General features: G+C 65.9%; 26 protein-coding genes. 14 read left to right on the top strand and 12 right to left on the bottom strand.

What is annotated here, in order from left to right; translation table 11 throughout:
• Positions 1-425 precede the first annotated feature (425 nt).
• The gene (locus tag Q9G87_RS28220) at positions 426-1,001 is read right to left on the bottom strand and encodes a TetR/AcrR family transcriptional regulator (RefSeq protein WP_305919509.1); all 576 of its coding nucleotides are present in this window, start codon (positions 999-1,001) and stop codon (positions 426-428) included.
• Between the two features lie 84 nt (positions 1,002-1,085).
• On the opposite strand from Q9G87_RS28220, the gene Q9G87_RS28225 reads away from it, so the two are divergent.
• Both Q9G87_RS28225 and Q9G87_RS28230 read left to right on the top strand, forming a co-directional pair.
• A complete protein-coding gene (locus Q9G87_RS28225; RefSeq protein WP_305919510.1) occupies positions 1,086-1,445 on the top strand; it encodes a DUF4267 domain-containing protein in 360 nt (119 codons plus the stop codon).
• A 109-nt stretch (positions 1,446-1,554) separates the two neighbouring features.
• Positions 1,555-2,865 carry an FAD-binding oxidoreductase gene (locus Q9G87_RS28230; protein WP_305919511.1) on the top strand — a complete coding sequence of 437 codons (1,311 nt, stop codon included), beginning with the start codon at positions 1,555-1,557 and terminating at the stop codon, positions 2,863-2,865.
• Positions 2,866-3,321: 456 nt separating this feature from the next.
• Here the strand turns inward: Q9G87_RS28230 and Q9G87_RS28235 are convergent, their stop codons facing one another.
• Together Q9G87_RS28235 and Q9G87_RS28240 are read right to left on the bottom strand one after the other, a co-directional pair.
• Positions 3,322-3,783 (bottom strand): hypothetical protein, encoded by a 462-nt coding sequence (locus Q9G87_RS28235; protein WP_305919512.1) that lies wholly within the window; start codon positions 3,781-3,783, stop codon positions 3,322-3,324.
• Between the two features lie 290 nt (positions 3,784-4,073).
• On the bottom strand, positions 4,074-4,481 hold the full coding sequence (locus tag Q9G87_RS28240; protein WP_305919513.1) for a nuclear transport factor 2 family protein: 408 nt from the start codon (positions 4,479-4,481) through the stop codon (positions 4,074-4,076).
• 62 nt (positions 4,482-4,543) lie between these two features.
• Between Q9G87_RS28240 and Q9G87_RS28245 the strand changes: the two genes are divergently transcribed.
• Complete coding sequence (locus Q9G87_RS28245) at positions 4,544-5,113, top strand: TetR/AcrR family transcriptional regulator (RefSeq protein ID WP_305919514.1); 570 nt, start codon at positions 4,544-4,546, stop codon at positions 5,111-5,113.
• Positions 5,114-5,340: 227 nt separating this feature from the next.
• Here the strand turns inward: Q9G87_RS28245 and Q9G87_RS28250 are convergent, their stop codons facing one another.
• On the bottom strand, positions 5,341-5,931 hold the full coding sequence (locus Q9G87_RS28250; RefSeq protein WP_305919515.1) for a TetR/AcrR family transcriptional regulator: 591 nt from the start codon (positions 5,929-5,931) through the stop codon (positions 5,341-5,343).
• Positions 5,932-6,011: 80 nt separating this feature from the next.
• On the opposite strand from Q9G87_RS28250, the gene Q9G87_RS28255 reads away from it, so the two are divergent.
• Positions 6,012-6,485 (top strand): nuclear transport factor 2 family protein, encoded by a 474-nt coding sequence (locus tag Q9G87_RS28255; protein WP_305919516.1) that lies wholly within the window; start codon positions 6,012-6,014, stop codon positions 6,483-6,485.
• 79 nt (positions 6,486-6,564) lie between these two features.
• On the opposite strand, the gene Q9G87_RS28260 is transcribed toward Q9G87_RS28255, so the two are convergent.
• The 3 genes from Q9G87_RS28260 to Q9G87_RS28270 all read right to left on the bottom strand — a co-directional run bounded on the left by Q9G87_RS28260 (position 6,565) and on the right by Q9G87_RS28270 (position 9,044).
• A complete protein-coding gene (locus Q9G87_RS28260) occupies positions 6,565-7,182 on the bottom strand; it encodes a cadmium resistance transporter (RefSeq protein ID WP_305919517.1) in 618 nt (205 codons plus the stop codon).
• Positions 7,183-7,193: 11 nt separating this feature from the next.
• Positions 7,194-7,535, bottom strand: coding sequence for a sterol desaturase family protein (locus Q9G87_RS28265; RefSeq protein WP_305919518.1), 342 nt, complete (start codon positions 7,533-7,535; stop codon positions 7,194-7,196).
• 93 nt (positions 7,536-7,628) lie between these two features.
• Positions 7,629-9,044 carry an ABC transporter substrate-binding protein gene (locus Q9G87_RS28270; protein ID WP_305919519.1) on the bottom strand — a complete coding sequence of 472 codons (1,416 nt, stop codon included), beginning with the start codon at positions 9,042-9,044 and terminating at the stop codon, positions 7,629-7,631.
• Between the two features lie 428 nt (positions 9,045-9,472).
• Between Q9G87_RS28270 and Q9G87_RS28275 the strand changes: the two genes are divergently transcribed.
• Positions 9,473-10,000, top strand: coding sequence for an RICIN domain-containing protein (locus Q9G87_RS28275; RefSeq protein ID WP_305919520.1), 528 nt, complete (start codon positions 9,473-9,475; stop codon positions 9,998-10,000).
• A 251-nt stretch (positions 10,001-10,251) separates the two neighbouring features.
• On the opposite strand, the gene Q9G87_RS28280 is transcribed toward Q9G87_RS28275, so the two are convergent.
• Together Q9G87_RS28280 and Q9G87_RS28285 are read right to left on the bottom strand one after the other, a co-directional pair.
• Positions 10,252-10,719: a GNAT family N-acetyltransferase gene (locus Q9G87_RS28280; protein ID WP_305919521.1), complete on the bottom strand. Its 468-nt coding sequence runs from the start codon at positions 10,717-10,719 to the stop codon at positions 10,252-10,254.
• A gap of 235 nt (positions 10,720-10,954) precedes the next feature.
• Positions 10,955-11,551, bottom strand: a complete 597-nt coding sequence (locus Q9G87_RS28285) for a TIGR03086 family metal-binding protein (RefSeq protein ID WP_305919522.1) — start codon at positions 11,549-11,551, stop codon at positions 10,955-10,957.
• Positions 11,552-11,778: 227 nt separating this feature from the next.
• On the opposite strand from Q9G87_RS28285, the gene Q9G87_RS28290 reads away from it, so the two are divergent.
• The 6 genes from Q9G87_RS28290 to Q9G87_RS28315 all read left to right on the top strand — a co-directional run bounded on the left by Q9G87_RS28290 (position 11,779) and on the right by Q9G87_RS28315 (position 16,337).
• On the top strand, positions 11,779-12,270 hold the full coding sequence (locus Q9G87_RS28290) for a YfbM family protein (protein ID WP_305919523.1): 492 nt from the start codon (positions 11,779-11,781) through the stop codon (positions 12,268-12,270).
• Between the two features lie 164 nt (positions 12,271-12,434).
• On the top strand, positions 12,435-13,358 hold the full coding sequence (locus Q9G87_RS28295) for an NADP-dependent oxidoreductase (protein WP_305919524.1): 924 nt from the start codon (positions 12,435-12,437) through the stop codon (positions 13,356-13,358).
• Between the two features lie 20 nt (positions 13,359-13,378).
• Positions 13,379-13,780, top strand: a complete 402-nt coding sequence (locus tag Q9G87_RS28300) for a DUF6640 family protein (RefSeq protein ID WP_305919525.1) — start codon at positions 13,379-13,381, stop codon at positions 13,778-13,780.
• Positions 13,781-13,875: 95 nt separating this feature from the next.
• Positions 13,876-14,373: a hypothetical protein gene (locus Q9G87_RS28305; RefSeq protein ID WP_305919526.1), complete on the top strand. Its 498-nt coding sequence runs from the start codon at positions 13,876-13,878 to the stop codon at positions 14,371-14,373.
• A 165-nt stretch (positions 14,374-14,538) separates the two neighbouring features.
• Positions 14,539-15,084 (top strand): TetR/AcrR family transcriptional regulator, encoded by a 546-nt coding sequence (locus Q9G87_RS28310; protein WP_305919527.1) that lies wholly within the window; start codon positions 14,539-14,541, stop codon positions 15,082-15,084.
• A gap of 56 nt (positions 15,085-15,140) precedes the next feature.
• The gene (locus tag Q9G87_RS28315) at positions 15,141-16,337 is read left to right on the top strand and encodes an MFS transporter (RefSeq protein ID WP_305919528.1); all 1,197 of its coding nucleotides are present in this window, start codon (positions 15,141-15,143) and stop codon (positions 16,335-16,337) included.
• Between the two features lie 344 nt (positions 16,338-16,681).
• Here Q9G87_RS28315 and Q9G87_RS28320 read toward each other — a convergent pair whose 3' ends face one another.
• Entirely contained in the window at positions 16,682-17,167 is a 486-nt protein-coding gene (locus Q9G87_RS28320) for a hypothetical protein (RefSeq protein ID WP_305919529.1), read from the bottom strand.
• A gap of 149 nt (positions 17,168-17,316) precedes the next feature.
• Complete coding sequence (locus Q9G87_RS28325; RefSeq protein WP_305919530.1) at positions 17,317-17,742, bottom strand: spore-associated protein A; 426 nt, start codon at positions 17,740-17,742, stop codon at positions 17,317-17,319.
• A gap of 247 nt (positions 17,743-17,989) precedes the next feature.
• Between Q9G87_RS28325 and Q9G87_RS28330 the strand changes: the two genes are divergently transcribed.
• From Q9G87_RS28330 to Q9G87_RS28340, 3 genes are all read left to right on the top strand, one after another.
• On the top strand, positions 17,990-18,433 hold the full coding sequence (locus Q9G87_RS28330; RefSeq protein ID WP_305919531.1) for a hypothetical protein: 444 nt from the start codon (positions 17,990-17,992) through the stop codon (positions 18,431-18,433).
• An 80-nt stretch (positions 18,434-18,513) separates the two neighbouring features.
• On the top strand, positions 18,514-18,972 hold the full coding sequence (locus Q9G87_RS28335; RefSeq protein WP_305919532.1) for a hypothetical protein: 459 nt from the start codon (positions 18,514-18,516) through the stop codon (positions 18,970-18,972).
• Between the two features lie 122 nt (positions 18,973-19,094).
• On the top strand, positions 19,095-19,382 hold the full coding sequence (locus Q9G87_RS28340) for a DUF4287 domain-containing protein (RefSeq protein WP_305919533.1): 288 nt from the start codon (positions 19,095-19,097) through the stop codon (positions 19,380-19,382).
• Positions 19,383-19,478: 96 nt separating this feature from the next.
• On the opposite strand, the gene Q9G87_RS28345 is transcribed toward Q9G87_RS28340, so the two are convergent.
• Positions 19,479-19,964 (bottom strand): phospholipase A2, encoded by a 486-nt coding sequence (locus Q9G87_RS28345; RefSeq protein ID WP_305919534.1) that lies wholly within the window; start codon positions 19,962-19,964, stop codon positions 19,479-19,481.
• Between the last annotated feature and the right edge of the window lie 308 nt (positions 19,965-20,272).

The raw sequence follows: 20,272 nt of genomic DNA on the forward strand, positions 1-20,272 counted from the left end.
CCCGAACCCTCGGCGACGATGGTGTTGATCGAGCGGGGACTCGGGAAGCACAACCACCTTTCGCGAAGTGATCGCGCCCGCGTGGCCTGCTCTCGAGTGGGCGCGTCCAGGGCAGAGCACCGTCAGCCAAAGCCTCTCGTCTCGCGACACTACGCGCGCACTCCGCTAGACCGCCTAAAGCTGGCGTGTGGCGTGTTCGGCCAGGGCCTGGTAGATGCTGGCCGGGCATGGGTTACGACCTTTGCGCCCGCCGGTGGGGATGATCAGGTCGGGCTGGATCTGTTCGACGGACTCGCGGGCGGCCCTTACGGCGTGGCCGGTCCACTTGGCGTGCCGGCGATCTGGGTGGCGAGGAAGCCGAGCCGCTCCGTTTGGCCGTTCGGGGGGTCGCCGCCGTGTGGAACGACTGACCGTACGTGGCTGGGTCAGCGGGTGGCGCTGAGCTGGTCGAGCAGCAGTGTCAGGCGGGCCTCGCGGCCTGAGGCGGGGAGTCGGCCGCCGCGGGACAGGACGATCAGCCCGTGCAGGGCGCTCCAGGCGACCTCCGTCAGGATCGCCGGGTCGCGGCCGTCGGCGAACTGCGCGACCCCGGACAAAAGCGCCTGGAAGCCGTCCCGGAGCGGCTCCGGGGTGTCGTCCTGGCCGAACGGGAGGTCCACGGCCATCGTGAACATGGCGTCGTACAGCGCGGGATTCTCCTCGGCGAACGCCATGTAGGCCCTGGCCAGCCCTTCCAGCGCGGCCCGCGGCTCGCCCGTCCGGGTCGCGGCGCGCAGGCGTACGGCCAGTTCCGTGAAGCCCTCCAGCGCCACCGCCGCGACGATGGCGTCCTTGCCGGCGAAGTGGCTGTACAGGACCGGCTGGCTGTACTCGATCTCGTCGGCCAGGCGGCGGGTGGTAACGGCGTCCCAGCCCTCGGACTCGGCCAGCTTGCGGGCGGTCTTGACGATCAGGTCGTGGCGCTGGGCGCGTTCGCGTTCTCTGCGCTGCTGTGTGGACACCCTCCAGATGCTAGCACCGCTAGACAAGTGAGCGCCGTTAGGCTAGCGTCGCTAATACTTCTAGCAACGATCGAAGGAGACGGCATGGTTACCATCGCCACCTGGCTCGCCGGACTGATCGCCATCGGGATCATCCTCATCGGCATCCGCTTCCTGCTGCAGCCGGTCGCGTCGGCGGCGGGCTACGGGGTTCCCGTGTCCATGAACGCGTACCTGACCGTCAAGGGCGTACGGGACATCACGGCCGGGCTCGTCGTGCTCCCGGCCCTCGTGACGGGAAACCAGCACATGCTCGGTTGGCTGATTCTCGCCAGTGTGTTCGCCCCGCTGGGCGACATGGTCGTCGTGCTCAGGAACAAGGGTCCGCGGGCGGTGGCGTTCGGCGTCCACGGCCTCACCGCCGCGGTGATGGTGGTGATCGCGGCCATTCTCATCCTGGCGTGATCGAGGTTTCGGGCCTAATCCTTGTCCGGGCTGGTCAGGGCGCCGTCCTTGCCGTAGTGCAGCACGGTATTCCTTCGCATTTTCTGAGAACTCGAAAAGGGAGACGACGATGACGATCAACGATCTGCGCGGTGTCCTCAAGGGGCGCGTGCTCCTGGCCGATGACGACGGCCTTGAACAGGCGGCCACCGCGTGGAATCTGACCGTCAGGCAGCCGGTGGCGGCCGTGGCGGAGGCCGCGGATGCCGATGACGTGGCAGCGCTCGTGCGTTACGCGCGGCGGACGGGTATGACCGTGACCGCGCAGCCGAGCGGGCATGGCGCCTCGGGTGATGTGGAAGGCCTGATCCTGTTGCGTACCGGCCTGCTGAACGAGGTGGAGGTACGCGCGGAGGAGCGCGTGGTCCGGGTGGGCGCGGGCGCGAAGTGGGGGCAGGTGCTGGCGGCGGCCGGTCCGCTGGGTCTGACTGGCCTGTCCGGCAGCGCGCCGGGGGTCAGCGTGACCGGCTACACCCTGGGCGGTGGGGTCGGCTGGTTCAGCCGCAAGTACGGCTTGGCCTCCGACAGCGTGCGGGCTATCGACATCGTGGACGCCGATGGCGAGCCGGGCCGGGTGACCGCCGAGTCCGATCCCGAGCTGTTCTGGGCGCTGCGCGGCGGTGGCGGGGACTTCGCGGTGGTGACCGCCCTCGAACTCGAGCTGTATCCCGCGCCAGTCCTGTACGGCGGGCGCGTGATCTGGCCGGAGCACCGGACCAGGGAGGTGTACGACGCGTTCCTGGAGATCACCGCCGAGGCGCCGCGTGAACTCAGTGTCTGGATCAACCGGCTCAAGCCACCCGGCGCGTCGCCGATGGTGACGCTGGATCTGGCCTACTTAGGTGAGGCGGCTCAGGGGGAGGACCTGCTGGCGCGCATCGACAAGATCGAGGGCGCGATCTTCGACAGCCGCGGCGTCGTCCCGGTTGCCGACCTGGGTGACATCGCCGCCGAGCCCACCGATCCGGCCCCATCCATCGCTCGCGCCGAGCTGCTCACCGGCCTGGACGCGGACGCGGTGGAGCTCCTGCTGGCCAAGCCGGTCGAACCGCTCATCAACGTGCAGATCAGGCACCTGGGCGGGGCGCTCGCCGAGCCGGGCGACGGGGCCGGTGCGAGCGGCGCAGTGGCTGAGCCGTACCTGCTCGGCCTGGTGGGTCTCGGCCTGCCGCACGCGGCCGATGCGACGCGCGCCAAGCAGGCCGAGGTCGTGGCCGACCTGGATGCCTACATCAGCGGCCGCAAGCCGTACACCCTGCTGTCCCCCGGTGAGACGGCGGCGAAGTCCTTCTCCGGCAGCGCGCTCGCGCGGCTGCGGGAGATCAAGCGGGCCCGTGACCCCCACAACGTGTTCCGCGCGAACTACCCGGTGCTCGGATAGATCGGTTCCCAGTTGGTCGGCCGCCTTGGTGTAGCGCTCGGTGATGCGCCGCTCGGCCGCACCGTGGTCGCTCAGCGCCGTAGCGACCTCTTGATGATGTTGCCCGGCGGAAGGCCGGCATCAAGCCGACTGCCGCTGCGGCTCCGGCGGCAAGTCCGGTTCGCACCGCCTCAATTCGAAGCTTGGCCCGCTCTAGTTCCGTCGGCACTTTGTCGGTCGTACTGAGCAGCCACGCGGTGGTGATCCAGATCGCTGTTCCTGCGGCGATGGCGGCGACGACCATCCAGAGTCCGGCCGCGAGGGGTCGAAGTGTGGGTAGTGATCCGGGTCTCCACCACCACCAGTTGGAGGCCAGTCTCTGTAGCAGGCGGTGGCCGAACCGCTCGTTGTCGTCTGTCGAGCGCTGGACGCTATGTTGATCTCCAGGATGTGGCGACCCGACTGCCACGCCTCAGATCAGGGGTAGAGCGTGTAGGTCTTGGTGTTGTTGCACACGATCGTGCCCGGGAGGCAGCGCTTGGCCCTGATCGTAATCCGGTCGAGGTTGGTGCGGGTCGTGGACCATTTGAAGCTCTTGTGGCCCTTGTTCCGGCCGGCCTCCTTGTACCCGCCGTAAATTTCGTTGCCGTTGCTCTTCTTGAAGGAGACCTCGACCACGGTCGTCCAGACGTCGTTCTTGGTGTCCGTCACGCTGCCGCGCGCCTCGCCGTAGCCGTTGCTGCAGAGCTTCAGGACGTAGCTGACGAAGCCGTCCTTCGTGTTCAGCTTGCTCCACTTGTCCTTGCAGCCGGCCGAAGAGACGCTCGAGGAGGCGGTGGTGGTGGAGGCCGTGGCGGTCGTGGCCGGCGTCAGCACGGCGAAGGCCGCAGAGACCCCGACAACAGTGGCGAGCATCTTCGAGGGGGAGAGCTTCCGCATGAGATTCGATCCTTGTCAGTTAACGAGAACTTCGCGGTGCTCCGCCTGTGATCAGAACACCGCGAAGAATGCTAAACACCGGCGGTATAGCAGTGGTATGTCCACAGCATGTCGTGGGTCGAACCCCCTGCCCCGGTGGGAGCGGCCAGATATCTCTGAAGGCTCGCGGCCACTTACAGATCTGGCGCACATCTCGTGATGGTTACGATTCGATCTTGAACGCTGGCCTTGGTCCGGATCGGCTAGGTGACGGGCGCACAGGGGTCACCCGAGGCAAATATGGTGGCGTTTCAACCAGTCACCGGCGCGAGAGCTTCGTGCCAGCGCGCGGTGTCGGTGTACTGGTGCAGCCAGGAGATCTGCCCATCGGTGACGCGCCACAGGTGGACGAACTCGGCCTGGTAGGCGCGTCCAGTGGCTCGCGCGGCGCCTCGGTAATGCCCGGTGACCACGACGATCCCATCGGTGGTCTCATGCCAGGCCTCCTCGAAGGGGGCGGTGTCGTACTCGGCGAAGACCGCGCCCCAGACCCGGGTGAGCGTCTCCTGCGGCCCCTGGAAGGTGCCTCCGGCGCCGCACGGCATGCCCGGTGCGGTGTGGGCCTGGAATTGCGGATGGAGGAGGGCGAGGATCGCGGCGCCGTCGCCTGCTTGGGCAGCGCTGTAGAAGCCTTGGACGATTTCGGACCCCGTGGGCATGTCGCTCCTTAGTAGACGACATATTCTAGAATGAGTTCACTACTATCATGGAGGGACGCCCAGTGGGAAGAGCAGCCAAGTTCAGCCAGGACCAGATTCTCAATGCGGCTTTGGCCATCACGGCCGAGGCCGGACTGGGCGCCGTCACGATGGCCGCCATCGCCGCCCGGCTCGGCGCTCCGACCGGATCGCTGTACCACCGATTCAGTTCCCGCGATCTCTTGCTGGCCACCGTGTGGATACGTAGCGTGCGGAGTTTTCAACGCGGGTTCGTCGAGGCCTTGGCCACCGGCGACGCTCAGGCGGCCGCCCTGCACACACCGAGGTGGTGCCGCCGGCATCCCGCGGAGGCCGCATTGTTGTTGCTCCATCGCCGACAGGAACTGGCCACCAGATGGCCTGCCGAACTCGGCGCGGACCTCGACACGTTGAACGCCCAGGTTTCGGACGCACTGAACTCCTTCATCGCCCGCTATCCCGGCGTCGACCGCGAACGGCTGACCTTCGCCACGGTTGATGTCCCATACGGCGCAGTCCGGCGCTATCTGCTGGAACGACGCTCGCCGCCACCACTGGTCGATGAGCTGATCACATCTGCCTGCCACGCAGTACTCCCGCTGCCAAATGCATGACAGTCCACACAGTCGCAATCAAGATCGAAACGTAACCATCACGAGATGTGCGCCAGATCCTGAGTTTGAACAGCGCTGAGGGCCGATCCACGCCGGGAATGTCGGTCAGAAATGACAGCGCCCACGAGCACTTAGAAGATCACGGCGTGGTTGATCAGCGACGGCGGAGTACGGCCAGTCAGGGATCATCTGGTGCTTGGTCTTCTCGCTGAACTTCAACGACAAGCTTAGTCGCGCATGCCGTCGAAGAGGATGGTCAGCGCGCGATGGCGGAACTGCTCGCTCCACCCATCGGTCATCGCCCCTTGGCAGATCGCCGCGAGCAGGGGGATCAACTCATCGGGTCGCAGGTCGTCGCGGACGGCGCCTGCCTTCTGGGCGCGCTCGAGCAGCATGTCGACGGCGGGCCGGAGGCGTGTCAGGGCGTCGCCGACATGGACCCGAGTTCCGGTTTCGGCGAGTCGCTCGAACAGGGCCCTGTTCTGGGCACTGATCGCCATGACGCGGGCGCAGAACTCGAAGAGGGCTGTTGCGGCTTCGGAGTCGTTGACCATCGCGTCGACTTCAGTGATGAGTCGGTCCAGCAGATTCATCACCACAGCCGCGAGGAGTTCGGGTTTGGTCGGGAAGTGGCGAAACACCGTGCCGATCGCGACACCGGCGCGTGCGGCCACGGCCTCGGTCGAGGCCGACGCGCCTTGCTCGGCGAACACGGCTTCGGCCGCCTCCAGGATGCGGCTTCGATTGCGGCGAGCGTCGGCGCGAACTGGTCGTTCACCAGCACCGTCGCTGGCAGGCAGCACGCTTTCTCGATTCATCGGTCCTCCAACAGTTGCCAAGGTGAGTGTGACTCATTATGTTGTCGAGTCCCACTCACTTTAACTCAGGAGATTCGACCATGACCCGAACCACGACTGAGACAGCAGGCCCACTCGCGATCTACGCCCGCATGCAGGAAGCAGTCCTGAACGGGGACGGCGCTGACGCAACACTCCTTCCAGCTGAGTTGCTGGCCGAAGATGTCGTGGTAGAGACGCCGTTCGCCCCTCCAGGCATGCAGCGCTATGAGGGTCGCGAGGCGTGGCTGTCGTACTACCGCACCGGCGGCGCGGGCCTGCTGGTGCGGTTCGAGCAGTTCCGCGAACTGACCACCCACCAAACCGACGACCCCGAGGCCATCGTCGTCGAATACGAGCTGACCGGAACGGTCATCGCCACCGGCATTCAGGCCTCGGTGACCTGCATCGCCGTGCTGCGGATCCGCGACGGCCTGATCAAGCATTGGCGCGAGTACCAGGACATCCCGGCGATCACCGAGGCGCTGACCCGGCCACCGCAGGACCTCGCCGGCGCAGACGCGCCAGCCCAGTAGCGCTCGGACCTGACACAGCCGCGGTGGTGCTACCAACTCCAACGCCTACCGTGGTGACGACGCCGCGCGCAACCGGGGGTCAGAAGATCGTGGCCAGGATGCCGGACTCGGCGATGATGACCACGCCGATGGCCATGAACACCAGCGGGACGATCCAGTGGCCGTGGCGTTCGACGGCGGCAATGACGGCGCGGTGGGAGCTGAGCCAGGAGGCGGCCAGGCACCATACGGCGACCCCGGCGGCGAACACCGCGATGGTCAGGATGGTGGCGGCCGGGCCGATGGTGCGAAAGACTGGGGTGTAGACGGAGATGTTGTCGGCCCCGTTGGCGATCGTCACCCCGGCCACCGAGACCACGCCCGTCGCCGTCGCTCGCCCGCTGTACTCGCCGCCGCCGGAGGCGCGCAGCGCGCCGAGCAGGCCGCGCACGCCTAGGGCCAGGGGGATCAGCCCGAGCAGGCCCACCCACCGCTCGGGCAGCAGGGCCAGGCCGAGCGCGGCGATGACCGAGATCGCCACCAGCGCACCGATGCCGGCGTACTGGCCTGCCCAGATCTGCCACGGCCGCAGCACGCGCCCGGCGCGGGCGGACAGGAACAGCACCGTCAACACGACGAGGTCGTCGATGTTGGTGCCGGCGAACATGGCGACGGCCGCAGCCAGGGTGGGGGCGAGTTGGTCGGCGAGCACGGTCATGACCGGCGAACCTACCGGGCGGCACTGGCAGCGTCCTGCCCGGCCTGAGGTGGAGGCGGGGTGAGGTCGGCATGGCAAGCGCCGGAGGCGCGGAAGCGTTCGGCGAGCTGGGCCAGGTAGGCAGTGGGGTAGTTGGCGGCCATGCCGAGCACCTCGGAGGTGAAACGGCGGGCCGGATCGTAGGAGAAGGTGCCCAGCAGGTGATCCCAGGCCAGAGTGAACAGGCCGAAGTTGACGTCGCCGATGCCGGCCCACTTCAGGTGGTGAAAGCGGTGGCCTTCGTTGAGGGCGAGCACGTACTTGAATGCGCCGACGTGGTAGTCGGCGTTGGAGTGCTGCAGCAGCAGTTGCACCGCCACAGCCAGGGCGAGGGGTGCGCAGGCGTGCGTTTCCCTGGCCGAGCCACCTTGTCATTGGCGTTATTGCGGCCCGTGTCTGGCAGGGCATCAGCCTGCGATGGAGGCGTTGGCCTCCGTGATGAACTTCCGTGCGGCGTCGTCAGGGGTCATCCGGCCGAACAACACCTCATCCGTATACCGCTTGAGGATGCCCTCCATGGCGCTGGCGAGCTTCGGCGGGGCGGCAGGCGGATCCGTGAGCTCGCCCTTGATCTCGTCGAGGAAGGCCAGCGTCTTCCTGTCAGTCTCCGAAAGCTTGTCCTGGACCGCCGCCAGCACCTTGGAGCTGGCCGGAAGGCCGCGGTCACTGAGGATGATCCGGCCCGCCTCCGGGTCGTTGATCATGAAGTCGATGAACTTGGCGGCCTCGGCCGCGTGCTCGGACTTCGCCGAGGCGGTGTAGAACATCGCGGGCTGCAGGAACATGCCGCCGGCGGAGGCGCCCTGTACCTTCGGCATCCGCAGCAGCTCCATTTCCTTGCCGCCCGACGCCTTGCTGATCGCACCGAGCTCGTTGCTCCACCACATCCCCATCGCGCCGTTTCCGGTGGCGAACAGCGACCGGTCCGCGTTCTGGGCACCGAGCTCAACGCTCTTGGGGATGTCAGGAGAACCCTTGGTCTTGGCCAGCTTCCGGTGGATGGCCCACCATGCCTTGAGCGTATTGGGCGAGACGCCGATCTTGTTGCCGTCGTAGAAGCGGTCGCCCCGCTGAGCGGCGAAGATCTGCAGGAAGGCCGGATTGAAAGCCTGCTGCGTGCCGTAGACCTTGCCGCCGGCCCCTGCGGTGATCTTCGCCGCCAAGTCGATGTATTCTTCCCAGGTCCACGTGGTGTCGTCGGGTAGTTTCTGCCCCGCGCTCTCGATCGCCTTCGGGTCCACGACCAGGGACCAGGCGTTGACCCCGGTGGGGATGGCGACCTGCTTGCCGTCGATCGAGCCGGTGGCCAGCACCTTGCCGTCGATGTCGGCAGTGTTGACCCTGCTGGAGAGGTCGGCGAGCGTGCCGCGCTCGGCGTACTCCCGCAGGCCGCGGATCTCGATCGTGATGACGTCAGGCGTATCCTCGCCCGCGACCTTCGTAGCCAGCGTCTCGTAGTAGCTGCCGAAGCCGGAGAACTCTCCCACGACGTCGATGTTCGGGTTCTTCGCCTCGAACCTCTTGATCGCCTCTTCGGTCATCTTCTGCCGAGCGTCAGTGCCCCAGTAGGAGAAGCGCAGCTTGATCTTGCCGTCGGCGCCTTCGCCACCGCAGGCCGCAGTGATCACCAGCACAGCAGTGGCCAGCAACGCTACCGTCCACATCTTCTTGCCAGAGCCCACGGCTCCTACCTCCTGGGGGTGGAGGACCTGCTTCGGTCCTGGGGTGATCACACCATGGATCAGGTACTTCGTTCCGGCCAGGAAGAGGTCGAAGATCAGCCCGAGCGCGCGTTGATCGGCATGGCGAGCATCGGGGCCCACGACGACTCTCCGCCGGAGTCAAAGAATCCTGCAAGGTTACCGGGGCAGAGAAGTTGTCGGAATTATTCAGGCGGAGGAAAAGGCCGAGAAAGTCGGTCCGTGCCTAAATGAGCGTTTAGTCCTTTTCGATCCCGCGTTCAGGTAATGCGTCATGCGGGGGTGGATTCGCCGGCGAGGCGGCGGGTCATGAGGTCGATTATGGCGATGTGGATCACGGCTTAGGAGCTGGTGACAGGGCCTCGTAGTCGCGGGTTTGACAGAAGGAAAACATGAGCCAGCCTCGGGGTGCGCTTGACCACCCAGGGGTGCGGAGGCCACATAAGCCCCGGCTCGGCCATCGACTGATCGCGGCACGTTTCGGGAAATCTCGCCTGTCAATTGCATAGACGAGAATGTGGGTCCCTCCTTCGACGGAAAGGTGCGTGCTCATGCCTCGATTGCTGCGCCGTTTGGCGGTCATCGCAGCAAGCCTTCTCCTCGCGGCGGCGACGGTCGTCGTGCCGGCCTCGGCATCGTCCGGTCTCGCGGCGCCCAGGATCGTCTACATCAAGCAGAAGCACTCCCCCACCCGGCACCTCGGAGTGCTCGGCTTCGCCGAATCCCGGGATCCGGTGAACCAACTGCTCGGCTCGGAGCAGTTATGGGAGATGAACGTCGTCTCGACGCACCAGGGCGCGTGGGTCGTCACCTTCAAGCTGTATGGGTCGAACCTGTGCCTGGACAAGTCCCTCGACACGTCCACGAGCAACATCGTCTACCTCTACACCTGCCTGGGGACGGCTAACCAGCGGTGGCTCCTGCAGCGAACGGGATCCGTCACCGGCGCGAATCTTCATTACATCAGGACCTATTATCAGGGCACCCCTGGAAACTGTCTCCGCACTTACACGACAGGCAATTCCATCGTCGGGAATTGCGCGGATGAGCTGGACGAATACGCCATTTACGTGATCTGAGCCGAATGGCGTGACCACCTCCTCATGCCGATCCGCGCATCTACGAGGGGCAGCGTCGTACGGGGCTGCTCAACGTGGCGCCTCTGGCTGGAGGTGGAGATGGTGCGCCCTGCGGCATCGGGCGCCTGCGAGTCGGCGCGAGCGCGGTACCGGGGCTGTAGCGGGCCGGACGATCGCGCCGACTGCTGATCCGGCTGACGTTGGATCCGCGATGATGTGCGGCTCTGGTTCGCTTTCTGGCAGCAGCTCATTCAGACAGGCACTTCAAATATGAGCTCGAGGCCGTCCACCTCGTCCCATTGCTCTCCGACCTCGACGAAGCCGAATCCGGAAATCGTGGCCAGGGACGCGGTGTTCCCGGGACCGATCGTCACCCGTGCAGTCCTGACTCCGGATTCGGCTGCGGCCCGGCGCATCAACTCGGTCAACATCGTCCTGGCGTACCCCTGACGACGGTAGCCAGGAGCCACCGAATAACCGATCTCCACCATGCCCATCTCGTCCGGCGGCCCGTGGAAACCGGCATACCCCACCACGACGCCCTCGGGCTCGGCCACTACGGCTCGGGTGAGCCACCCCACGCTACCCGGGTCCGAGGCCAGCTGATTGATCCGATACCCCCAGACCCACTTCGCCTGATCGGTAAGGAAGTACTCCGTGAGCTCGACTCCTGCCTCGACACTGGCCCGGGCAAGGTCGTCATCCAGCAAGGCGGTCATGGCCGTGCTCGTCAGATCAACAAATCTCACTGACTTCAATCCGGTAGGGGCCGGGGGCAGGCGTCCAAACTCATCTGTCACAGCGCAGATGATCGCGGAGCGCCCTGGCCCGTGTCCAACGGGTTTCAGAGTGGTCGATGTCCAACCCGGCTCACGTCGCGACCTCAAGGCGCTCACTTGACCCACGACCCGGTGAACGTTTCCGGTCACAGCAATCGCCAAACCACCTTGATGGTCACGCCAGTTTGGGCGTCCACGCGGGGTCGCGACCGGCGAAGCCGAGTGCGCGGTCGAACGCCGGGGCGTCCTCGGGGACCTCGACCACCGGTCCGAAGAGCCCTTCCCGGCTGGCTGCCTGGTCCGGTTGCGCCGAAGCGCTGGTGAACGCGAGGACGGCCGCCGTGTCGGCCGGGTTGCACGTGAACGGCTGGCCGGTGGCGCGGGCCAGGTCCCAGCCGTGCAGGACCAGTTCGTCCAGCGCGACCATGCCCATCTCTTGAGCGGGCATCGTCACGCCGCCGGCCTCGGTCATCCCCTCCCAGGCGATCGGGTCACGCCAGGCCTCCACCAGCTCATCGAGCCGCTGCGGAAGCAGCGTGCGCCACTGCGGATCGAGACGCTCGGCATTCGCGCTCGGCCCTGGTCCGCCTTCGGGCGGGGTGGTCTTGCGGGCCGCCCAGGTGAACGCGATCGACAAGCCCATGAGGTGGTCGAGCAGTGCGGCGACCGGGGTGTCAGCGCACGGCGTTGGATCGTCCAGTTGGTCCTCGGTCACGCCATCCAACAGGCCTACCACTTCGCGGGCAGCGGACTCCAGATCGATCATGGGCATGGCGGTTTCCTCTCCGTCGGACCTCATTCGCTGCACCCGTGCTGACTCCCCAGGATCGAAGAAGTCATCGGTTGCCGCCGACAATCTCCCGTCCGCGCGGCGGTATCCGCTGAGCGAACGCCACGCACCGCAATGCTGAGACCAAGCGCTCGCTCAGCGGCGTACGCGCCGGCGGCCGAAAGCTTGGCGGTACGATGCGCTCGGCCGTAAGGATCTTCGGAGGCAGCATGACAGGCCGTGGTGTTCATTTCGCTTTGTCCCGAGTGCAGGAGCAGCGGTTGCTCGCAGCGCCCGATGACGAAGCGGTCATGGGCCTCATCGAGGAGATCGAAGAGGAATGGGCCCGGCCGTTCCTCGTGGAGACGGACAAGGCTTGGGACGCGCTCCATCGGTGTCTGAGTGACGGAACGCTGGAACTCGATGCCGGCGGGTACCCGCTGACGTACGCCATCCTGGGTGGACGGCAGCTCTATGAAGGCGACGACTATGTCGTCCGATACGTGACCGCTGAACAGGTGCGGGATATCGCGACGGCGCTCAGAGACGTCAACGAAGCGTGGTTGCAGGGCCGCTACCTCGCGTTGGACACGACTGACTATGCCGGACCGCATACCGTGGACGACTTCCGGTACACCTGGGCAAGTTATAAGGATCTACGGCATTTCTACGACTTGGCGGCGGACGAAGGCCGCTCCGTGATTTTCACGGTAGATCAGTAGCGATCGGCCGATCGTTCGGGACGACAGTGGACAGAGCAGATAGCGGGCGTCCGTGACCTCACCCTAGGCGATCTACGGCGAAGAGCCTGCTGCTCTTCGGGCTAGGTGAAACCGTTCGAACGGCCAGTGCCGCTCGGCCGAACGGCCGGGCCAGGCTATGCGACATGAAGGCACTCATCGCTTCCTCATATGCTCCTGTTGATCAGCTCTCGGTCGCCGAGGTCCCGACATCTTCCCCCGGGCCCGGTGAGGTCTTGGTGAAGGTGGTGGCAGCGGCGCTCAACCCGCTCGACGCCAAGCTGGCCACTGGAGAACTGAAGGAGATGTTCCCTGTCCAGCACCCGTTCGTCCTCGGCATGGACGCCGTGGGGATCGTGACGGCGGCCGGCGAGGCGGTCTCCGGGTTCGCCGTGGGCGACGACGTGGCCGTCTACGGGCGCGGCACCCTCGCCGAGTACGTGGTCGTCCCCGTGGGTCCAGGGCTGGTGCATCTGCCGCGCGGGCTGGACGCGGTGCGGGGGGCGGCGTTGGTCACGGTCGCCATGACAGCCGAGTGCGTCATCGCCGCCGCGGAGGTGAAACCGGACCACGACGTGCTGGTCGTCGGCGCGACCGGCGGAGTCGGCGGGCTCGCCGTCCAGTTGGCCGCTCAGGAGGGTGCCAGGGTATTCGCCACGGCCGCGCCCGCTGACACCGCCTACGCCCGCGACCTCGGCGCGCACCTGACCATCGACCACACCGGCTCCGACACCGTCGAAGAGGCGTTGCGGCTGCGCCCCGAGGGGTTCGACACCGTTATCGACCTGGTCAATGCGGGTGTCACCCTGAGGGCCACGGCTCGTGCCGTACGGCGGGGCGGGCGGCTGGTCTCGACCCTCTACGGACCTGAGACCATCGACGACCTCACACCGGTGTACGTCTACATGACCCCCGAATCCGGCGACCTGGCACGGCAGGCCGCGCGAGTGGCCGAAGGGCGACTGGCGGTCGACGTCGCCGCGACGTACCCGTTCGCCCGGTCCCCTCAGGCGGTGGCCGACCTGGTCGCGGGTGTCTACACCCGCGGCAAGGTCGTGGTCACGTTCTGACTTCACCAAGGAGAGGCACGATGAGCGCAGGCAAGATCATCCTAACCGCGACCGCGCTGTTCACCGCGATCAGCCCGTTCGTGGCGGACTGGAACGAGACCCACATCCACAACCCCAACTGGCCGCCGCACGCCAAATTCCACAACGGGCAGACCATGAGCATGGGAGCGGCACTGGGACTGTCCACGCTGGCCTCGCTGTGGTTGCGGCGCACGGAGCTCTCCCATGACCGCCTGCTCGCCGCCACGACGGCGGCCTCGCTGTACTGGATCACCCAGGCGTCGGCGGCGCTCTACCCTGACGCCGACTTTTACGACCCGGAAACGCCGAGGCTTCCCGCGAACCAGATCGTGCTGTTCGTGCTACCGATCCTCGGCCTCAACGCGGCGGGATACGCCCTGGAACGCCGCCGTCTGCGGTGAACCAGGCCGATGCTAAAGCCACAACGATCGAGACAACGGACTATCCCTGCCGAAGGGGCAGGACCGTCCGATGTCAGCGCGCGAGGGGACACAGAGTGAAGAAGAAGACGAGCGTTGTCACGGGGGCGATCGTGGCGGCGGCCGCGGCTGTGACGCTCGCCACGCCGGCCCAGGCCGGTGCCGGTTCTGCCCAGGGTCCAAACCCGTACAAGCCCCACGCGGTGTGCGGAAGCGGGTACACGTTCGTCAAGCGGGTCGACATCCGGGCCGCGGACGTCTACCTCATGTGGAACAGGCAGAAGAACACCAACTGCGTGGTCACGCTGAAGAAGAAGGACGTCGGAACGCCAACCCCCGTGACCGCCTCGCTCCACCGGGCGGTGGACGGCAGGCCGGCCACCCGGCCTGGCCTGGGCAGCATCCAGCGGGGCTCCTTCAAGTACTACGCGGGCCCCGTCTACGTCCGCGCGACCGGGGCACTGCGGCTCGGCAATGCCTCGCACCTGGAGACATGCGTGTTCTGGGCGGGAAGCACCAGTCATGACGTCGACCCCGGCGCGTGGATCCACTGCAACCCCAGGCCCCGCGACTAGGAGCTGTTTCTCGGATAGGTGCGGAGCCAGGTGGAGGGGTGGCGCGACTATGGCGTGTTTCTCGCCTCTCTCCACCTCCTATTGCACCGATCGGTGTAAAACAAGTAGCGTGCCCGTATGGCGAGGCCGAGATCATTCGATGAGGACCGGGTCCTGGACACTGCGATGCGCACATTCTGGGCGAACGGCTACGAGTCGACCTCGACCAGGGACCTGTGCGAGGCGCTCGGCCTGGACCGCAGCAGCGTGTACAACGCCTTCACCAACAAGCGCGAGCTGTTCAAACGCGCATTGACCCGCTACATGGACGCCACCACTGCCGACCAGCTGCGGATCCTTGACAATCACGAGCTGCCGGCGATCGAGCGGATCCGCGCGCTGTTCGCCAAGATCCTCCAGACGGAAGCCGCGAACAGGCGCGACGGCCACGGCCTCGGCTGCCTGACCGTCAACACCACGATGGAGCTCGCCGGCCGCGACCCGGAGATCGCCCTGATGCTCGCCCGCGACACCGAGCGCCGAGTCGTCAACCTGAGTGCCGTCATCGAGAGCGGGCAGCGCGACGGCACCATCGGCTCCACCCGCGATCCCGCCGAACTCGCCAGGTTCGTCAATGCCGTGATCGCCGGGATCCGGGTGGCCGCTCAGGGCGGCGCCGACGACGCCACCATCGAGGCCATCGCGGCCACGGCCATGGACGCCCTGGCCTGACGTCTGCCTTTTCATGCCCAAGTTCTACACCGATTGATGCAAAAAAGGAGTTCCCCTTGCCCAGAGCCGTCTACGTCCTGGCCATAGGCATTTTCGCCATGGTGACCAGCGAGTTCGCCGTCGGAGGCCTGATGCCCGAGATGGCAGGTGGACTCGGCGTGACCATCTCCCAAATCGGCTATCTGATCACCGCCTTCGCGGTGGCCATGTCGGCGGGCGGGCCGCTGATGACCGTCGCGCTGGTACGGATACGCCCGAAACCCGCGCTCATGCTGCTGTTCGCAATCTTTCTGGTGGGCAATGTGCTCGCGGCGCTCGCGCCCTCCTACTCGATCATGATGCTCGCACGCGTCATCACCGGAGTCGCCTCCCAGGCCTTCTTCGGAGTCGCCATCTCGGTGGCGGTCCAGCTGAGCCGCCCAGAGGTACGCGGCCGCGCCCTCGCCATCGTCCTGAACGGATTGATGCTCGGCACCCTGCTCGGGCTGCCCCTGTCCACACTGATCGGCGGGCAGCTCGGCTGGCGCGCCGCCTTCTGGGCCGTCGGCGCCCTGACCGTCATCGCCGCACTCGCCACGATGATGGGCGTTCCCAGGCTCGGGCGTGCTGACGGCGCCAACGGCAACTTCCGGCAGGAGGTGGCGGTCTTCAGGAACGGCCGGCTGTGGCTGGCGCTGTCGACCAGCACCCTCATCATCGGCGCGACCTTCGCCGCCTTCAGCTATCTCAGCCCGATCCTCACCCAGGTCACCGGGTTCTCCTCGGGGGCCGTTCCCCTGCTCCTCGTCGCGTACGGCGCAGCCACCGTGATCGGGAACTACATCGTCGGCCGCCTGGCCGACAAACACACCACCAGCGTCCTGCTGTCCGGGCTGATCCTCAACACGATCTTCCTGGCCGGGTTCGCAATATTCGCCCACCTCAGCGTTCCCGCAGTGATCGCCATGCTGGGCGTCGGGCTGGTTGGAGTGACCATGAACCCCGCGATGGCCGTACGCATCCAGCGCATCGGCAACCCGGGGCCACTGGTCAACACCGTCCACGCCTCCTTCATCACCCTCGGGGTGATCGTCGGCTCCTCGGTCGGCGGGCTGGCCATCGACGGCTTCGGGTTGCGGGCTCCCCTCTGGCTAGGCGTCGGGCTGGCCGTACTCGGGATGGTGTCCCTCCTGCCCGAGCTCGGCCGTACCAGGGCGCAGTCACCGACGGAGAGTCTCGCTCAGGAGCGCGTCGAAGCCGCCACCACCCCCTGACGCGCCGCACAAACCGAAACCACCACCCACCGACGCGAGGCTCGGGCCGACCGCACAACGGGCGGCCCGTCCGCACGAGAGCCCGCCCGCTCGCACGATGGTGCGCCCTGCGGCACCGGGCGCCTGCGAGTCGGCGCGAGCGCGGTACCGGGGCCGTAGCGGGCCGGACGTGCGCGCCGCGCCGGTGCCCGGAACGGCGACCAGGTCCGACCAATGGAATCCGGTGTTCGCCGGAGTGACGCTCTTCCGGGTCAGCACGCCGCCCGAGCACGGTCTCCCGCTGGCCATCGCCGTACACATGACCGATCGTTGGGGGCGGTGTGAGCACCCCGCCCCGAAGCGGGTCACCTGCCGCAGTTACCCCACTCGTCGCGACCGCCCTTCCCCACCCAGGCCGAGTCTGGGCTCTGGATGGTGCCCGAGTACTTGACGCACAGGCCACGCGCGAACAGCTTCGTCGGCTTGGTGTGCCTGCTGTAGACGCCCGAGGTCGTCTTGGAGGAGGTCAGCGGAGGAGTGGTGGTCTGGACGGTCAAGGTGGCGCCCATCCGGACCTTGGCGTAGGCAACGTCGAACAGAGTCCGGAACGTCACTACGCAGTTGTAGCCGGTCCTCCTGTTGTAGAGCAGAAAGACCTTGCCGAGCTGGCGGCCCTGCCTGTCCTTGATCGTCCGGACGCCGTCCTTCACCACACGGAAACCGTTGCCGCAAACGCTCTGCGGCGTCTCGGTGGCCGCCTGCGCGGGCGCGGCGGCGGCGAGCGTTCCTGCGGCGAGGAGGGATGCGGCGACGATCGTCTTCGCGGACATGAGCACGGGGGTTCCCTTCATAGATCGAACACCGGATTAGAGACCGTGTCCGATCAAGAAGTTCACTGGTTCTCGTTCAGGCTCTCCACGACTCGCGCCGATCGTGCTGGTGTGGGACAGGGTGCCCTCCACATTCCCCCTGGAGGCCACCCGGTCTGGTCACAAGAGGTTCAGCCGCAGTGCACGTTGTTGAGCTTGACGCTCGTCCACGCCGGTGAGATTCCTTCTACGTCAATACACTGGCCGGGCGCGGAGACGTACACCGGGCCGGCGTAGTACTTGTAGTTGTCGGCGTCGGTGTCTTTCCCGCTGCCATCGCCTCTGGATATTATGACGCCCTTCCAGCTCGTGGTGTTGGCGTAGGGGCCGTCGCCGTAGGTCACGGCGCAGTTCTTGCCGGTGCTGGAGCTGTAGTACACCTCCAGAATGCCCGTACGGTACCCGTACTTTTCGATGCCGATGCTGTAGACACCGACCCGGGAGTAACTGCTGCCGCAGGGTCCAGCTGCGCCGGCCGGGGCGGCGCCGGCCACCAGCGTGGTAGAGGCAGCCAGGGCCGCGCCGGCCAGGAGGGTCGCAAGCTTGCGTGTGCGCACGAAAATCCTTTCGATGGCCATTGGTGTGATGATCATGACTACCACTGACTCACGACCCCCGCCCACGAGTCGTACTCGATGTGAGGATTCGCACACGGTTCCGCCCTGGGCTCCGGACTCGTCGAAGGCACCGTGAACCGCGGTCACGAAGCGTGAGCATACCGACGCTATACCGGAGGTTCGTATGGTGATCGGCACTGCTTGAAAGTGAGCGGTTTCGAAGAGCGAGCTAGTAGGAGATTCCTTCGTGAAGATGAACTTGCGTCGACGGAAGTGGGCCACCGCGATCGCCGCCGGAGTCCTGGTCGCCCTGACCGGCCTGTCCATCAACGCTCCCGCGGCCTCGGCCGCCAGCGTCTCCGGTTGTAAGAGCTCGAAAACGTTCAGCTACTCGACCGGCTGGGCGAAGATCAGTGGCGCCGTTGCGCGGGATTGCAAGGTCACGTCCGGCTCCCAAACCTACTACCGCCAGGACTTCGTCAGCTTCACGCTCAGGGACACGAAGTGCGACCGGTCCGGCCCCCGCGCCTACATCTATCACGGCAAAGTCGCAATATGGAACAAGTACAACAGCTCCGGTTGCGACAAGTCCGTGACCGGGACCGGGTGGACAAACAGCGCCGGCAAGATCTGGTACGTAAGGATGAACAGCGACAAGCAGGGCATGACCGACTACGTGAAGATCAGCTGATCAACAGCACCCCCGGACGTCACCGGTGCCTCTCCCGGGTGATCGATCGTAAGAGGTCTGATCGCAATAGCATGAGCGCCATGCATCCGCCCGCGCCGCACACCCCATGGAGCCAGCCGCCGCAACCTGTTCCCTCCGGAGGGCAGGCGCATCTCGTCCTCGAGGTGAAGCGGCATTGGCTCGGCTTCATGCTGGGTATGATCACACCCAAGATCATCCTTAATGGCCACCAGATGCTGGGCCGATGGGGCCTCAACACGATCCCGCTTCCTCCCGGCCAGTACCACCTTCACGTCCACCTGCCTTATTTACTCCCCGCACGGATCGGCCCTGCGGACCTGACGGTCTGGCTCCAGCCCGGAATGGCACTCGAACTCGAATACCGCGCCCCCCTGTGGGCCTACTCCCGAGGCGCCCTCGGCCCCGCCCCCCAGCCATGGAACGGAAAGGGCTGTATGATCGCGCTACTGGCGATCGCGTGCGGCTGGTTGGCGCTCCTGCTGATTTTGATCGTCGTTTTGGTGCTCTCCAGCCGGTAGGGCTGAAGCGCTCGTCCGCGGCCGCGGCATCGGTCGTCCTGCGGCGGACACCTGCTGCTGGGGCGGGTGACCTATGAATCGGACGCTACGGGGCGGGATCCCCCCGCAGAATGGAGACACCCATGTCCTTCCAGGCATACCTCGACAACATCGAGGACAAGACCGGACTGACACCACGCGAGTTCATCGCTCTGGCGAAAGAGCGCGGCTTTGACGACCCGTCCGTGAAAGCCGGAGTGATCATCGACTGGCTGAAGCAGGACTACGACCTTGGGCGTGGGCACGCGATGGCGTTGGTGCACGTGATCAAAAAGGGGCCGAGGATCGACGCCAAGCACGTCGGCAGTTCGGGCTCCCATCGCGACGAGTCCGACACGCTGTGGTTGGACGGCAAGAACAACCGGCCCTGACGGAGCTGGCTCGGCTGCCCCGTTCAGCATCCGCCGCGCCTACTACTGTCGTTCGCCTTCATGAAGGACCGTTTGGCGGCACAGGCGGGGCTGATATTACGCATTGGCCGCCCTGACGGCTTTGTAGTATGTTCCCGCGAGGGTCAGGCAGGTCTTCCTCTTCGCGGATGATGAGGCCTTGAGGCACACGTTGCTCATGTCGAAAAGAAACGCCTTGTCCACCTGCAACTTGTAAGTGTTCTTCCATTGGGTGGAGCCGACGAGGTGCTTGGTGTTCGCGTAACCGAAGTCGTGACGCGCGCAGGGGGTTCTGAAATCGAAACCCCCTGGCTTGTCCGGGCTGTAGTCACAACCGTCAGTAGTCCAGCTGAACTTGTACTGGACGACCCAGGTCTGGCTCTTGTTCTTCCGCATGAGGGCCCACTCGTCGAAGCTGGACATCGTGTCCTTGGTGATCGCCTTGGCCTTGGCGGTTATGGTCGCCTTCGAAAGGTCCAGGGACGCGGCACCGGCTGCCACCGAATGGGTGAACAGCGCTGTGGCGGCGATGGCGAGCACTGCGACCACCCGCATGCTTTTCATGGAGGCTCTTTCCTGTGAGGGAATGACGGCTTCTTATCCGAGACCGGGGAAAGAGTCGCAGTGACGTCCGCCTCAGCACAAGGAAACCGCAGGAAAGCAGCGTGCGGATATACCCCCGGCATACCTCCGCGGCTCGGCACTTTATGGGGAACGGATCGCTCGGGATCTGCGAGTGAGTGAGCGGTCGGTGGGTCGCTGGCAGCGTTCTAAAGAAGCCGCCGAGATTGGTCTGAGGACCGCATCCAAGCCGAGAAGTGGGTTAGACGTCGTTCCAGCACACCCCGACCTGGTGCGCTGTGCGCGGGAAT

Source organism: Nonomuraea turcica (assembly GCF_030718205.1).
In the GTDB taxonomy this organism is placed as follows: Bacteria; Actinomycetota; Actinomycetes; order Streptosporangiales; family Streptosporangiaceae; genus Nonomuraea.